The sequence below is a fragment of the Secundilactobacillus collinoides DSM 20515 = JCM 1123 genome (assembly GCF_001435975.1).
Lineage (GTDB): Bacteria > Bacillota > Bacilli > Lactobacillales > Lactobacillaceae > Secundilactobacillus > Secundilactobacillus collinoides.
In genome coordinates, this window is sequence record NZ_AYYR01000117.1 from 34,885 (window position 1) to 50,074 (window position 15,190).

Genomic DNA, 15,190 nt, shown 5'->3' on the forward strand with positions numbered 1-15,190 from the left:
TGGGGCAACTAAGAGCTTGCTTCCAAACATGTATTCACGTTCGAGGAAGTAGGCGTTGCGGTCCTTAGTGTATTCCAAGAATAGCGGCCGCATGAGTGGTGTCCCAGTTTCGTGGGTGTTAACAGCTTCGTTGAAGAGGTATGGCATCAAAGACAGCTTGAGGTCAACGAACTTGCGAGTGTTATCCACAGCTTCTTCATCAAAGACCCACGGCACCTTGTACTGACCACTACCATGGTACCGAGAGTGAGAACTCAGTAAGCCGAATTGAGTCCACCGCTTGTACAGATCAGGTGTTGCTTGTTCCTCGAAGCCACTAATATCATGCGCCCAGAAGCCGAAACCTGAAAGTAAGAATGACAGGCCGCCACGTAATGAGTCGGCCATTGACTTGTAACGTGACAAACAGTCGCCGCCCCAGTGAACTGGGAACTTTTGGGAACCAACTGTTGCTGAACGGGCAAAGACAGTTGCTTGGTCGTCGCCCTTTTCCTGCTTGATCAAATCGAAAACAGTTTGGTTGTATTGCAGGGTGTAATAGTTGTGTTCGCGCTTTGGATCTGAACCGTCAAAGAACTTAACGTCTTCGACAGGAATTCGTTCACCAAAATCGGTCTTGAAGCAGTCGACACCCATATCAAGTAGGGCTTTTAGCTTGGATTGATACCACTTAACAGCATCTGGGTTAGTGAAGTCGACAAAGCCGTTACCAGCTTGCCAGAGATCCCATTGCCAAACGTTGCCGTCTTGGCGCTTGATGAGGTAGCCGTTATCTTGGGCTTCCTTAAACAGTGGGGACTTTTGGGCAATGTATGGGTTGATCCAGACACAGACTTTGATACCGCGGTCGTGAATCTTCTTGATCAAACCTTCTGGATCAGGGAATTGTTCCTTGTCCCAGAGAAGCGTGCACCATTCAAACCCTTTTTGCCAGAAACAGTCAAAGTGAAAGACGTCGAGCGGAATTTTCCGGTCATGCATGCCATCGATGAACTTCAACACAGTTTCAGCACTGTAATCAGTGGTAAATGAAGTTGAGAGCCAAAGACCAAATGACCATGCTGGCGGCAATGCGACTTGACCAGTCAGACGGGTGTACTTGTTAAGGACATCCTTAGGGGTGGGACCGTCAACGATGAAGTATTGCAGGCTTTCACCTTCAACACTGAACTGGGTCCGGTCAACGTTTTCTGAAGCAATTTCAAACGAAACGGTTTCGGGCTGGTTGACGAAAACACCATAGCCTTCAGAGCTTAGGTAGAATGGAATGTTCTTGTAGGCTTCTTCACTACCAGTACCACCATCTTTGTTAACGATGTCGACAGTTTGGCCGTTCTTCACGAATGAAGTAAAGCGTTCGCCCAAGCCATAGATCAATTCGTCAACACCCATGGAGAGTTGTTCACGCATGTAGTGTTTGCCAGTTGACTTGTCTAAGATAACACCCTGTGCCTTTTCCATGGACTTGGTGATCTCCTTACCCTTATGTAAGAAGTCAAGTTCGAAGTTAGACTTGTATGGGACTTTAGCGGTCAAATCACCAGACTTAAAGGTGATTTCCTTGTCACCCGTGGTGATGTCAACGTTTGGATGTTCATTTTCCAATTGATAAGAAGGTCCCTTATCATTTTGGTCAAAGTGAATCAGCTTAACGCCGATGACACCTTCAATAGGTGAGGTTAGTTCAATCGTTGACATCCCAAGATTCAATTCGTCGCCACGTTCGTTAATGTACTTAAATGGCGCGTAAAGTGTTAATTTGTCGTCCGACTTGCGATAGTCGAACACTTCTTTTGGCGACTGAATCTCAAATTGAGGTCGGTCTAGCCAGTAACCATCAGTAAACTTCATTTTGAAACACCTCTGTTTAAGAATGATAGAAAATTGAATTAATTAATTGTCACGAACAGTGTAACGAATCCGCTTTCATTTGTCAACGCTTTCACAAATTATTTAATACTTGATTATCTCCAATAACCGTTGATATATAAGCGATAAGAAACAATTTTATAGTTAGTTGTGCTTTTGGGCCAATTAACTATTGACACGAGAAAACGGTTACAATATAATCGTCCTTAGAAAATTGAATTAATTAATTATCCTACTATTTTGATTACGAGGTGTTTCATATGAGTGAAAATGTTTCTAAAGACTCGACACCCACGCCTATTGAACAACAGCAACAGGTGCCGTGGAAAGAACGTTTCTCCTATAGCTTAAGTGATTTTGCCTGCAACCTGTCCTTCCAAATGGTCGGGACCTATCTGATGATCTTCTATACCGATACGTTTGGCATCAGTGCTGCCGCAGTCGGGACGCTGTTCTTCGTTGCCCGGTTCTTTGATGCCGTCGATGGTCCTTTCTGGGGGATCATGATTGATCATACCCATACTAAGTTTGGGAAGTCGCGGCCGTACTGGTTATGGTTCTCCATTCCGTTTGCTGTTTTCTGTGTTCTGGTCTTTACCACGCCAAGTTTGAGCTTAACGGGTAAGTTGATCTGGGCTTATATTACTTACATCGGTGTCGATGTTTTGTATTCAGCAGTTAACATTCCGATTACGTCAATTTTGCCATCATTAACTAGCAATCCTCAAGAACGGGTCACCCTTTCAACGATTCGTCAATTTATGGGAACTGCCGGTGCTGCTATCATCACTGGGATTACCTTGACTATGGTTGCCAAGTTTGGTGGCGGATCAACTACCAGCAAACGCGGCTGGTTCATCTGGGCTGTCATTGTTGCTATTATCGTTGTCATTCTTTTTGCAATCGTTTTCAAGAACACGCACGAACGGGTTCAAACCAAGAGCTCTCGTCAGTCAATTCCAATCAAGGAATCTTTGAAGGCGTTGAAGCGCAACTGGCCATGGGCCATCATCATCTTCATCAACTTTATTTACTGGTTGGGGATGCAGACCCGTTCACAAGTTACTGTTTACTTCTTTAAGTACAACATGCACGATGCTACGTTGTCGTCATTCATTTTGAGTTTGCAATTTGTTTCACTGCTTGCTGTTGTTCTGACACCATGGACTTCTCGTAAGATTGGGAAGCGGAATACCATGCTTGGTGGGATGATTCTTGCCTGTGTCGGTCAACTGCTGTTGAGCTGGGGTGCCAGTTCTTTGAACGTACCGATCATTGTTGTTGCCACGATAGTCGGCTACATGGGTACTGGTTATGTTTCAGGCTTGATCGCCGTTATGCTGGCTGATGCCGTTGACTATGGTGAATGGAAGAACGGTGTTCGCGCTGAAGGTATCGTGACGTCATTCTCAAGTTTCTCTGCTAAGTTAGGAATGGGCTTTGGTGGTGTTATCACTGGCTGGATCTTGACGGGTACCGGCTACGTGGCTAACCATGCACAAACTGGCGCAGCACTTCACGGAATCGAATTAAACTACATTTGGGTGCCACTTCTTGGATTTGCGCTTTCAGGTATCTCACTTTTGTTCTATCATGTAGATGGTATCGAAAAGAAGATGCAAAGCGACTTAGCTGCTAAGCATGCTAAGGAAAACGCTGAAGGCTAAACTTCAAGAAAAGTGAGCGTAACAAAACATGATTATTAATAAAGACGTGATGCGTGATTACAACGAACGGTCGGTGCTCCAAACTATTGTGAACTATGGCCCGATTTCGCGAAATGAGATCTCAAAGAAACTCGGCCTGAATAAGGTCTCTGTGTCTGATATTGTGGGGTCGTTCATTGACCGAAAGCTTGTCTATAGTTTGGACGAAGCCAAATCATCTAATGCCAGTGGCCGTAAACCGGAGTTGATTGAGTATAATTCGGCTTACGGTTACGTGATAAACTTTAGTTTGAATGGCAATACGTTGGAAATACTTGCAACAAAGCTCGATGGGCGTTCGCTGGATTACAACATCACGGACATTGATAGTCAGTCAATTTCTGAAATTGTTAGTAAGATGGAAGAAATGGTCAGTCAGTTACCAGATTTTGATACAGAGTTTGGTCTTCAAGCTATTTCCATTGCTATTTTTGGGATGGTCTACCAGGGTGAAGTCGTGACTTCACCGTTCGTAGAAATTGATGATTTTGACTTGGTTGGCCACTTCGAAGCAAAGTATGATGTACCGGTGATTGTGGAAAATGAAGCTAATCTAGCAGCAATTTTTGAGCAGGATTTTAGCAAACAGGAGTTGCAAAATATCGTTGCTGTCAGCATTCACGATGGGATTGGTGCCGGCATTATTATCAATACCCAGCTGTACACCGGTAACTATGGTCAGGCCGGAGAAATAGGGCGCGTTATCGTTCAGGATAAGGGAACCAAGAAACGGCGACTTTCTAAATTGCCGAGCTTTGATTCCGAGTGGTCGCAGCGGGCGTTATTGCGCAAGGCGGCAAGGCTGAAAAAAGATTCAGCCTACACACTTACTGACCTTATCGCTGACTTCAACGCTGGTGATGCTGCCATTAATGGCTTGATTGAAGAATTTTGTTACCATCTGGCAGTCATTGTTAATAATTTGATTGCACTCTACGATCCGCAGATGATTTTCTTTAATTCGCCACTGATCGATGCCTTACCGGAAATTCTGAAAAATATCCAAATGAAACTGGGCTTCATGCCACTAGTTCCGCCCCTGGTCATGTCGAAAGATGTCACCTATGCCACGTTGCTGGGTGGTGCTTCACAAGCCATTCATCGGGTTTTGCACATGGAAGGCACGCGATTGATTTTCCATCACTAGCACGTTAGTCGTCATTGAAGGTGCGGGTTTTGAATGACGCGCCGGTCGTTCTTTTATGGTGATTCGTCTTTGATGAACACCTGATAAGCGGCTCGTCTTACAACACCTACGCCTAACATTATTAAGAATCAATCAAGCCCAAATAATCCTGATTTCCCAACTAACCAGGCATTGTTTGGGCTTGTCTTGTCACTAGAATCGGATAAATAAGTCACTCATGAAAGGATGTTTTAAATGACAGCATTACCAAAGAATTTTCTATGGGGCGGCGCCGTAGCGGCTCACCAAGTTGAAGGGGGCTATAATGCTGAAGGCAAAGGACTTAGCGTGGCGGACGTGATGACGGCCGCGGGTAACTATGGTGAACGGCAGATTACCGATGGTGTCCAACCCGGCGAGTTTTATCCAAACCATGATGCGGTAGATTTTTATCACCAGTACCCCGAAGATGTAAAATTATTTGCTGAGATGGGTTTCAAGTGTTTTCGGACGTCGATTGCTTGGACGCGAATTTTTCCACAAGGTGACGAAACTGAGCCTAATGAAGAAGGGCTGGCTTTTTACGACCGGTTGCTTGACGCTTGCTTGAAATACAACATTGAACCAGTCGTCACGTTGTCTCATTTTGAGATTCCCTACCACTTGGTCACGGAATATGGTGGCTTTCGGAACCGGAAACTAGTGACTTTTTTTACCCGGTTTGCAACCGCTTGTTTCAAGCGGTACAAGGATAAAGTCAAGTACTGGTTGACGTTTAACGAAATCAATAACCAGATCGACTATGACCGGACGTTCTCGTTATTTACAAACTCTGGCGTGCAAATTAAGCCTGGTGAAAATGCAGAAGCCGTGATGTATCAAGCTGGACACTATGAGGTCGTTGCCAGTGCGATTGCGGTTCAAGAAGGTCACAAGATCAACCCTGATTTCCAAATTGGTGCGATGATTGCGATGACTCCAGCCTATCCCGCAACTGATAAGCCGGTCGATATCTTGAAGGCGCAACGTGCCATGCAAGCCCGGTTTTGGTTTTCCGATGTGCAGGTCCAGGGTCGCTACCCAAGCTGGTTGACGCGTTATCAAAAAGCAAAGCACTTTGCCCTGGATATTACAGACGACGATCTCGCCCAGCTTGAAAAGGGCAAGGTTGACTACCTTGGTTTAAGCTACTACAAGTCGTTTGCCGTAGCCGCTCACGATGATGAAGATGATTACTACTCTTACAATGAAACAAATGACGTTGTTGAAAACGACAAGGTGCCGCATTCTGACTGGGGTTGGGAAGTGGACCCGCGCGGTCTGCGGTATTCACTGAACTGGCTCAATGATCGGTATCATGTGCCGTTATTCATCGTTGAAAACGGGATTGGTGCCATTGATAAGTTGACAGACGATCACAAAATTCATGATCAGTACCGAATTGATTACCTGCGCGACCATATTGAACAGATGAAATTGGCGATGATTGATGATGGTGTGCCGGTTATGGGCTACACGCCTTGGAGTGCCATTGATATTGTGTCTGCCAGCACCGGCCAGTTGTCCAAGCGTTACGGTTTTATTTACGTGGATCGAAACGATGACGGCAAGGGCTCGATGGCACGGTACAAGAAGGATTCCTTCTACTGGTATCAGCACGTGATCGAAACCAACGGCGATGATTTAAGTGATCGGTAGGTGAATGGTAATGGCAGAAGCAATTGTCCAAACCGCACTGCTGGCTGTTGATATTGGCGGCACAAGTGTGAAAACGGCCTTGTGGCGCAATAATGGCTTGTTTTGCAAACAACATTTTGACACACCAGCTACTTGGTCGGAATTGTTGACAAAGTTGGATGCCGTTAAGGATGAAAGTACCGCGGCACAGGGCGCTCGGGTAACAGGCATTGCGGTTAGCTTACCTGGCAGTGTTGATACGGTGACAGGCACGATAACCGGGACCAGTGCTGTCCACTATCTCAATGCATTTCCTGTCCGCCAGAGCATGGCCGATTATTTCCGGCTTCCTGTCAGCCTCCAAAATGATGCCAACTGTGCGGCACTTGCGGAGTCTTGGCTGGGCAATGCCAGTGATGTGGCTTCAACGGTGCTGATGATTGTCGGCACCGGTATTGGCGGAGCCATCGTCAACAATCAACAGTTAGTGACCAGTCACGATAATTTTGCCGGCGAGTTCGGGTACATGGAAATGACGGCTGAGGGTGATACGTTAAGTGAATTAGCGAGTCCGGTCAAGATGGCGCAACACTACGGGCAGGCAACTCAGCAACCGGAAATAACCGGACGGGAAGTCTTTGAACGCGCGGATAAAGGTGATTTCCAGGCACAACGTTACGTGAACCGGCTGTATCACTGGTTGAGCGTTGCCGCGTATAATTTGATTGTTGGGTTGAACCCGGATCGCCTGTTGATTGGTGGCGGGCTCTCGGCACGCGAAGCGGTGATCGCCGAAATTCGGCATCGCGTGAGTGCTATGCAGGAACGGCACAGCGCCCAGGCAATTCAGACAGAAATTGAACCATGCAAGTATCTTAATGACGCTAATTTGATCGGTGCGGTCCGTCAGTTTGAACAAGAACAGGATGTGGCGCACTAGAATGTATAAAGGAGCTTATGTGCGAAATGACAAAACAAAATGATCAATCGTTTATTGACCAGTTGACGTTACCTGAGAAGGCCGCCTTGGTGTCAGGAAAAGACGCTTGGTATACGGCAACTTTGGAACGGGTCGGATTGAAACGACTCATGATGACTGATGGGCCATCTGGGCTGCGTAAACAAAATACAAACGCGGCGGTAACGGGTATTAACGACAGTGTGACGGCAGTTAGTTTTCCGTCCTCAGCACTGACGGCTAGTTCGTTTGATCGCGATGCATTGAATCAATTGGGACACCATTTGGGCAAGGCCGCACGGGTGGAAAAGGTTGGCGTGCTCCTTGGACCCGGCATTAATTTGAAGCGGAGTCCATTGGCTGGGCGGAATTTTGAGTACTTTTCTGAGGATCCCTACCTTGCCGGTGAAATGGCGAGTGCTTACGTTGATGGGGTTCAGGCAGAGGGTGTCGGCGTGAGTGTGAAGCATTTTGCTGCTAACAACCGGGAAAATCAGCGCTTTACTATGTCATCGGACATGGACGAACGGACGCTCCGGGAACTGTACCTGACTGCATTTGAAAAGGTGGTCAAACACAGCCATCCAGCCACACTGATGTGTTCCTACAACGCCATTAATGGCACGTTGAACTCACAAAATAAACGGTTATTAACTGATATTCTCCGTGATGAATGGGGCTTCAAAGGGCTTGTGATGTCTGACTGGGGCGCGGTTGCTGACCATACGGCAGCGATTCAAGCCGGCTTAGATTTGGAAATGCCAGGCAAGGGACCGGCATCCACTCAAGAAATTGTTGACGCCGTGAACGCTGGCGCACTTTCGGAGCATGATTTAAACCGGTCAGTTCTTCGGGTTTTGAAACTAGTTTCTGATTATCGACCGGAGAGTGAAACGGTTGAAAAATATGACTTGGATGAACAGCACCAGTTTGCACGAAAACTGGCTGGTGAGAGCATGGTACTTTTAAAGAATGAGAATGTGTTACCACTGAAACAAGGGCGCTCCTTAGCAGTTATCGGTGAGTTAGCTGAACACCCGCGTTATCAGGGCGGCGGCAGTTCTCACGTGAACGCCTATCAAGTGGTGACGCCGCTTGACGCGATTCACAAGGCGGATGCCAAAGCCGTATATGAGGCTGGGTATCAATTAGATAGTGAGACAGCAGATCAAAAGCGACTCGATGCGGCTGTCAGTGCGGCTAAGCAAGCAGACCAAGTCCTGATTTTCGCTGGGTACCCGGCCAGTCGCGAATCAGAAGGATTTGATAAAACGAGTTTGGCACTTCCGAACAACCAGAACGCGCTGATTGACGCTGTGACTGCAGTCAATGACCACGTGACGGTCGTACTGCAAAACGGTTCCGTTGTGTTGATGCCGTGGGCGGATAAGGTGCAGGGTATCTTAGAAACTTATCTTGCTGGAGAAGCAGTTGGCGAAGCAACTTGGGACATCCTCTCAGGCGACGTGAACCCTGCTGGTCGTTTAGCAGAGACCTTCCCGATTCGACTGGCAGATACACCCAGTTACCTGACCTTTAACGCGGATCCGGATCATGAAAACTACCGCGAGGGCTTATTTATGGGGTATCGCTACTATGATAAAAAGCAGGTACCGGTTGCCTTTCCGTTTGGCTTTGGTTTAAGTTACACAACGTTTAAGTATGCGAACTTGCAGCTCAACATTGGGTCGGATTCAGTGACGGCGCAACTCTCTGTGACCAACACCGGTAATGTTGCTGGAACCGAAACTGTACAGGCATATGTGGCAAATAAGGCGAGCCGAATTGAAAAACCAGTCAAAGCACTGGCGAACTTCGCAAAGGTGACTTTGCAACCTGGTGAAACTAAAACCGTTAGCCTCACGCTCAATCAGCGTGCTTTTAGCTGGTACAATCCGGAAATTTCCGATTGGCAAGTCGATAACGGTGAGTATGACATTTTGATTGGGACCAGTAGTCAAGACATTCGTTTGCAAGCAACCGCAACGTTAGACTGGCCTCAAGCTGCTAAGCCTAAAGTCACGTTGAATAGTTACATTGGTGATGTTTTAGCATTGCCCGAAGCACAGGCGGCGCTTAAAGCGAGTGGGTTGACCGAAACCTTTGCGGCGTTAGCATCGGGTGAAACAACCGACCAGCAGATGCTGCTCAACATTCCGTTGCGTTCAGCCAACATGGTTGGGGCAACGCAGGAACAATTGACACAATTTTTAACCCTGATGCATGAACTGTAGGCAAGAACGTGCCAGGTATCGGTTAAAGATTGACACAGAAACGGACGATTTTAGTAAATCCCGGGTGACTTTTGTGATTCTATGCAAGCCTTTAGTTTGCAGCGCTGGGTTGACCAGAAAATGGTTCTAAAATCAAATGTTATTCACAGGATACAAGCGCCCCCATTTAATAATCCCGTTTTAGGATTATTAAATGGGGGCGCTTATATGATTGCTTAGTGCACGTTCAACCTGGATGACTAGCATGCATTATAACCATTATTGTATTGCGTATTGTGCCTATTGGTCCAGTATCTGTTGGTGCCATTACTGCTTTTCTTTTTTTGGTGTTTCTCGGTCGAAAATCATCATCAACAATGCGGCGACTCCCGCACCAAGAACGGAACCGAGGACGTATAGCCAGAGCTGGACTAGTGAGTCACCACCGGCAAATAGCGCCGGACCAAGTGACCGTGCTGGGTTGAGGCTAGGACCGGTCAGGTTGTATCCCGCAATTGAAATGACGGTCAGAGCGAAACCGTTGATCAAACCACCGAGTACCTGATGTTGTTTTTTTGTCATCAGGTAGACCAGAACAAGCATTGTTGTCAAAACGGCTTCAATGACCACTAAACTGACATCATCCACTTTGGTGGTGTTTTGACCAATAAAATTGGCCGCCCCGCCCGTTGCGACAACGGCGGCGCGAACAGTTGCAGCCGCACCGATTCCGGCGGCTAGTTGCGCAACAATGTACCAGAATGATACTGGCCAGGAAATTTGGTGGTCGATTGCCATTCCCAGTGTGATGGCAGGGTTAAAGTGGCCCCCCCGAATAACTGCCGAAAGTGTACGCGCACACCATAAAGGCCAGTCCAAAAGCCAGACTAACGGTGAGCGGGTCCGCGTTCGTTAACGCAATGGTACCCGTTCCTATTGTTACTAGAACGTAGGTGCCTAAAAATTCAGCAATGTAGTTTTTCAATAAAGATCCCTGATTTCGTTTTTGATTGTGATAGAGATGCAGGCGGTTAGGTTGCAAAATGAGACGCCGTTGTTATACCTATTATATGATTGTAACTGTGGAACTGTACATTCAGCAATAGTTTATTTTAAACAATTGTCAATCATATGGACGGTGATACTTTACCGGAAACTAGTGGGCAGCATTCAGGTAAACTGTAACCGCACCTTAATCAAAAATAGGCTATAATATGTAAAATTAACAGTGAAGAAAGAGAGGGCGGCCGCATGCAAGCTACATTGATTTACCGGGTGCCGGTGTATATAGATTGGTTGGACACCATTGGGAATAGTCGGGCAACAACGGGGCAGCAATTGGAAATGGCTGTGCATGAGCTATTGTTGGCACAGAGTCCTTGGACGGATGAATGGCAAGTGGAGGTACCTTACGAAACGCAGGTGCACGGACGAGCACGGTTGTTAAATGTGAAGACAGATGATGCACGCAATCAGGCAGTACTCACGATTGGGTTTCAAGTGCCTTGGGAACCGCTTTACTCAGGGCGAATGGCAGAAATTGTCCAAGTCTTTTTGAAAACGCGGTTGAATCGTTTTTGTCAACGGACCGTGTTCGGCATCAAACAGGCGCGGTTGGCCGTTAGATTTGCAGGGAACGTGGCATTGACGGGTAAACGATATGATTTGACCTTCTAAGGCAATCAGAGTCGATTTTACACTGACGAATTAACAGCCAATTTGCTAACTATTCAAACAAGCCTATGCTAGAATGAATATATATTTGTATGGGGTTGGAGGAATAGTAATGAAAAAGACATTTTTAATTAAGGGCATTTTGACTCTTATTGCAACAATCGGGATTGGGGTAGGCTTCGGTGCGGTTCAACACCCGCAGACTGCCCAGGCTTCTACAAAGTTTAGCCAGAGTGAATTACAGGGGCCTACCGGATATTTTAAGAGCGCCAAGGCAGGATATGCCTTTCGCTGGACAAAAATCAAAGTCGGCAACAGCGGTCATATTCGGGCAATTATTATGGGCGACTTTAAGGCACCGCAACTGACCATGGTTATCCCAGTGAAGAATTCATTCAGCAAGTCGCATCGGACGCTGAATGTCACCTATCGTGCCGTTTCTAATGGTAAAATCGGTTCCAAAAATTATAAGTTGTCCCTCTATAAGAAGACCGGCTCAACTTACACGGCAAAGCTGACAAAGTACAAGGACGGCCGCGCAGTCAACGTTAAGGGCACTACGTATACCTTTACTAAGACAAAGACATCGCCTGCAAAGTCGTACGCCAGTGCATACACGAAACCTGTTATTGAGAAGTTATTGACGAATCAATATAACGCCTATGTTGAAAAAGAGTATCAAGATGATTTAGCAAAGGGTGAAAATGTTGAAGATCCGGCTGAGAGCAGTGATCTGCAGACACAAATCAAAGACAAAGTCGCTACTGAGACAACAAAAGAAATTAAACAATTTGTTGATGCATTTAACGGCTAGTTAACATTAACGACAAAATTAATAACTAAACCAAATATAAGCATATAAGCGGTCACAAGCTCAATATCAATGCGGTATTGAGCTGTGACCGTTTTTGCATCCAAACGACTGTCGGTAGCTGATCGTGTAGCATTCTTTTTGATATTAAGTAAAATCCTAAGTAGATTTAAGAAAACCTTACACTTTTTTTAACCTTAATCGGAGGTTGGGCTGTCATAATACATGGTATTAAACTTTTAATACCATAACTTTTATTGAGAGAAGTGAGCATATGATGACTCAACCAGAATTGGCATCTGATGACATTATTTCGCGGCTGCATCTACCAACCTTGCGTAAATTACTTGACGACCTCAGCTTGGATTATGACCAGCTTGAGAACAACGTTGCGTCACAGGCCGATTTACACAAAAAAGGAAACAATCCGCCGAGTTATACCAACGTCAGAAGTCTGGGTGAAGTGATCGAGGACGAATACGACGGTTACGTACAAGCCTTGTATCAAGACGGAAAGACTGTTAACGATGAAGCTAAAATTGTGACGGCATTCCGGCAACATCTCAACCAAGATCTTACCCAGTTTGTCATGGTCAAAAACACTGGCCGGGCATATTTGGCAGATGAAAATGCTACCCAGTTGTCCGTTTAATAACGGTATACCGGTTTAAAAAAATAAATAGTAGTATCAAACACTAACGATAACGACTGACATGCGATTATTATTTTATTGATGATTGGCTTAGTTGTTGGTATCTAAAAGCGCCCCAGCGGAATAATTTGCTGGGGCGCTTTTTGTTACGTGCTCGAGGCCTATAAACCCAGTGCCATATTGGCTTTATTTGCCCGGATATTAGTAAATTCGGTGTTCGTTAACGGCGTGATCTCATTTGTCCAGCAATCGTTCACAATGACGTGAGTGTCGTTATAGCCCACTAAAACAAGTGCGTGAGTGTGAAAACCATCGAATTCACCCACCCAGATAACAACGGGGTTGTTGGCATCTAGTTGCTGTTTGAGTTCAGCCAAGGAAGCACCGGTCAAGTTGGTTGCGTGGCCAGCGTACTTAGTAACAAGGGGCAACAACGCCGGTGGGTAGATGCTGTTACCATTATCGGTGAACGGGTCACCAACAAAACCGAGATTGCAGTCACTATCTGCACGCGGCATTTCTTTGGCTAGCTGCACCTTGTTAACAGCTGCACCCGCATACTGCAACATCATCGTCACGGCCGTAATTTCACAGCCAGTCGGCAACTCCGGTCGTTGGGAAATTAAGGGAACATTTAACTGCATCGAACGCACCGCCTTTCAGTAATTTGTCACAATTATAGCACAGTTTTTATCGAAAATTGTCTTTGTATAAATACTCAAAAGAAATCACTTACATCGTGTAAGAGCGATGATTTATGCCGTTTAAATTAAATAAAAATTAGAATTCTGGGTTGATATTCTGATAAATATGTTAAACTATTGTTAATGTGTGTTTAATATTTATCTGATGTGTGAGGAGGATTTTATCATGAAGTTGAACCAAAGATGGGCTGCGCTGGTGGGCGTGGCTGGACTTGCGTTAGTGTTGGGTGCTTGTTCATCCAATAGTTCTTCCAGCAAGAACACCTTTACTATGCCGACTGACAGTGAACTCTCAACGATTGATCTGTCAAAATCCACGGCTTTGGGCACCTTTGATACATTGAACAACACCAATGAAGGGCTTTACCGTTTGGGGAAAAACAGTAAGCCGGAAACTGGTTTGGCCACGAAGATGACCCAGTCTAAGGATGGCAAACAATACGTCATCGAAATGCGTCACAACACCAAGTGGAGTAACGGTGATACGGTCACGGCCCAAGATTTCGTTTATTCTTGGCGTCGAACGGTGAACCCGAAGACAGCTTCGCAGTACAGTTATCTGTTTAGCGGTATCAAGAACGCGGATGCCATTTCGAACGGTAAGAAAGCTGCCGATACGCTGGGCATCAAAGCCTTGGGAAAATACAAACTTCAGGTTGATTTGGACCAACAGATCCCATACTTTAAACTGTTACTTGGGTTCCCTGTTTTTTACCCGCAAAATGAAAAAGTGGTCAACAAATACGGCAGTGCTTATGGGACCCGCAGCGACAAGATGGTTTATAACGGCCCGTACAAGCTGACTAAATGGAACGGGACAAGCACGACTTGGACGTTGAAGAAGAACACCGATTACTGGGATAAGAAAGCCGTTAAAATGTCAGCTATCAAGTATCAAGTGGTCAAGGATAACCAAACTGCACTGAACCAGTACAATTCTAAAAAACTTATTGGTGCGCCTTTAACTGGTAACCAAGCTAAGAATCTGAAAAATAACAAGGATTTAATTTCACGGCCGCAATCAAGCAGTTACTATCTTGCCATGAATCAAAAACTCAAACTATTTAAGAATTTGAAGATTCGGGAAGCTATTTCAATGGCCATTAACCGTAAACAGATCACCAACAAAGTGTTAGGCGATGGCTCATTCGTGAATGGCAGTTTCGTTTCGAAGGGCTTGGCGACTAACCCAACCACTGGAAAAGACTTTACTGCAGACATTACAACGCCGGCATCGATGACGTATAATCCAACTAAGGCAAAACAGCTTTGGACGGAGGGCTTGAAGGAAACGGGCATTACTGACCCGCACTTCACGATTCTGTCGGCTGATAGTGACGCTGGTAAAAAGGTCACCGAGTATCTGCAAAGTGCTTTGGAAAAGAATTTACCAGGGTTAAAAGTCAGCGTTTCAAACATTCCGCAACGTTCTGAATTGACTAAGCAAGCCAACCACGATTACGAGATGACGTTTGCTAACTGGTTCGCGGACTTTGCGGACCCAATTACCTTCCTGAACATTCTGACGAAGAACAACCCAAGTAACATTTCGGGGTGGTCCAACAGCGAGTATGATAGCCTGATCAAGGCGTCATCAACAACGGATGCCAACAATGCATCGAAACGCTGGGATGATATGGTCAAAGCACAAAACATCATGATGAAGGATCAGGGAATCACACCGTTGTATCAGTCAGCAGCACCTTGGCTGCTGAGTTCTTCGGTGAAGGATATGGTTTACAATTCCGCTGGTGCTAGTTATAACTTTAAGACGACGTATTTGAAGTAGGCCGTGGAATT

General features: G+C 45.9%; 13 protein-coding genes. 9 read left to right on the forward strand and 4 right to left on the reverse strand.

Annotated features, from left to right (window positions below; genetic code table 11):
• Window positions 1–1,851: alpha-xylosidase (yicI, locus tag FC82_RS14795; protein ID WP_235809254.1), on the reverse strand; the 1,851-nt coding region annotated here is incomplete at its 3' end.
• 278 nt (window positions 1,852–2,129) lie between these two features.
• Between yicI and FC82_RS14800 the strand changes: the two genes are divergently transcribed.
• From FC82_RS14800 to FC82_RS14820, 5 genes are all read left to right on the forward strand, one after another.
• Window positions 2,130–3,536 carry an MFS transporter gene (locus FC82_RS14800; RefSeq protein WP_082620395.1) on the forward strand — a complete coding sequence of 469 codons (1,407 nt, stop codon included), beginning with the start codon at window positions 2,130–2,132 and terminating at the stop codon, window positions 3,534–3,536.
• 28 nt (window positions 3,537–3,564) lie between these two features.
• Complete coding sequence (locus tag FC82_RS14805) at window positions 3,565–4,722, forward strand: ROK family transcriptional regulator (RefSeq protein WP_056997388.1); 1,158 nt, start codon at window positions 3,565–3,567, stop codon at window positions 4,720–4,722.
• 234 nt (window positions 4,723–4,956) lie between these two features.
• On the forward strand, window positions 4,957–6,399 hold the full coding sequence (locus FC82_RS14810) for a 6-phospho-beta-glucosidase (protein ID WP_056997389.1): 1,443 nt from the start codon (window positions 4,957–4,959) through the stop codon (window positions 6,397–6,399).
• 10 nt (window positions 6,400–6,409) lie between these two features.
• On the forward strand, window positions 6,410–7,318 hold the full coding sequence (locus FC82_RS14815; RefSeq protein WP_235809255.1) for an ROK family protein: 909 nt from the start codon (window positions 6,410–6,412) through the stop codon (window positions 7,316–7,318).
• A gap of 26 nt (window positions 7,319–7,344) precedes the next feature.
• Complete coding sequence (locus tag FC82_RS14820) at window positions 7,345–9,570, forward strand: glycoside hydrolase family 3 C-terminal domain-containing protein (protein WP_056997390.1); 2,226 nt, start codon at window positions 7,345–7,347, stop codon at window positions 9,568–9,570.
• 306 nt (window positions 9,571–9,876) lie between these two features.
• Here the strand turns inward: FC82_RS14820 and FC82_RS14825 are convergent, their stop codons facing one another.
• The gene (locus FC82_RS14825; RefSeq protein WP_082620396.1) at window positions 9,877–10,428 is read right to left on the reverse strand and encodes an MIP/aquaporin family protein; all 552 of its coding nucleotides are present in this window, start codon (window positions 10,426–10,428) and stop codon (window positions 9,877–9,879) included.
• On the reverse strand, window positions 10,367–10,591 hold the full coding sequence (locus tag FC82_RS17500; RefSeq protein ID WP_369404336.1) for an aquaporin: 225 nt from the start codon (window positions 10,589–10,591) through the stop codon (window positions 10,367–10,369). Before FC82_RS17500 ends, FC82_RS14825 begins: the two co-directional genes overlap by 62 nt.
• A gap of 209 nt (window positions 10,592–10,800) precedes the next feature.
• On the opposite strand from FC82_RS17500, the gene FC82_RS14830 reads away from it, so the two are divergent.
• The 3 genes from FC82_RS14830 to FC82_RS14840 all read left to right on the forward strand — a co-directional run bounded on the left by FC82_RS14830 (window position 10,801) and on the right by FC82_RS14840 (window position 12,686).
• The gene (locus tag FC82_RS14830) at window positions 10,801–11,226 is read left to right on the forward strand and encodes a hypothetical protein (protein WP_054760224.1); all 426 of its coding nucleotides are present in this window, start codon (window positions 10,801–10,803) and stop codon (window positions 11,224–11,226) included.
• A 109-nt stretch (window positions 11,227–11,335) separates the two neighbouring features.
• Complete coding sequence (locus FC82_RS14835; RefSeq protein ID WP_056997392.1) at window positions 11,336–12,037, forward strand: hypothetical protein; 702 nt, start codon at window positions 11,336–11,338, stop codon at window positions 12,035–12,037.
• A gap of 271 nt (window positions 12,038–12,308) precedes the next feature.
• Window positions 12,309–12,686 (forward strand): hypothetical protein, encoded by a 378-nt coding sequence (locus tag FC82_RS14840; protein ID WP_056997393.1) that lies wholly within the window; start codon window positions 12,309–12,311, stop codon window positions 12,684–12,686.
• A 161-nt stretch (window positions 12,687–12,847) separates the two neighbouring features.
• On the opposite strand, the gene FC82_RS14845 is transcribed toward FC82_RS14840, so the two are convergent.
• Entirely contained in the window at window positions 12,848–13,330 is a 483-nt protein-coding gene (locus tag FC82_RS14845; RefSeq protein WP_082620397.1) for a C39 family peptidase, read from the reverse strand.
• 226 nt (window positions 13,331–13,556) lie between these two features.
• On the opposite strand from FC82_RS14845, the gene FC82_RS14850 reads away from it, so the two are divergent.
• Window positions 13,557–15,179, forward strand: coding sequence for a peptide ABC transporter substrate-binding protein (locus tag FC82_RS14850; protein WP_056997395.1), 1,623 nt, complete (start codon window positions 13,557–13,559; stop codon window positions 15,177–15,179).
• Window positions 15,180–15,190: the final 11 nt, after the last annotated feature.

What these genes read in the sequence shown, in the direction of transcription:
- FC82_RS14800 (WP_082620395.1), top strand. Translation starts at nt 2,130, where the DNA reads ATGAGTGAAAATGTTTCTAAAGACTCGACACCCACGCCTATTGAACAA.
- FC82_RS14805 (WP_056997388.1), top strand. Translation starts at nt 3,565, where the DNA reads ATGATTATTAATAAAGACGTGATGCGTGATTACAACGAACGGTCGGTG.
- FC82_RS14810 (WP_056997389.1), top strand. Translation starts at nt 4,957, where the DNA reads ATGACAGCATTACCAAAGAATTTTCTATGGGGCGGCGCCGTAGCGGCT.
- FC82_RS14815 (WP_235809255.1), top strand. Translation starts at nt 6,410, where the DNA reads ATGGCAGAAGCAATTGTCCAAACCGCACTGCTGGCTGTTGATATTGGC.
- FC82_RS14820 (WP_056997390.1), top strand. Translation starts at nt 7,345, where the DNA reads ATGACAAAACAAAATGATCAATCGTTTATTGACCAGTTGACGTTACCT.
- FC82_RS14830 (WP_054760224.1), top strand. Translation starts at nt 10,801, where the DNA reads ATGCAAGCTACATTGATTTACCGGGTGCCGGTGTATATAGATTGGTTG.
- FC82_RS14835 (WP_056997392.1), top strand. Translation starts at nt 11,336, where the DNA reads ATGAAAAAGACATTTTTAATTAAGGGCATTTTGACTCTTATTGCAACA.
- FC82_RS14840 (WP_056997393.1), top strand. Translation starts at nt 12,309, where the DNA reads ATGATGACTCAACCAGAATTGGCATCTGATGACATTATTTCGCGGCTG.
- FC82_RS14845 (WP_082620397.1), bottom strand. Translation starts at nt 13,330, where the DNA reads ATGCAGTTAAATGTTCCCTTAATTTCCCAACGACCGGAGTTGCCGACT.
- FC82_RS14850 (WP_056997395.1), top strand. Translation starts at nt 13,557, where the DNA reads ATGAAGTTGAACCAAAGATGGGCTGCGCTGGTGGGCGTGGCTGGACTT.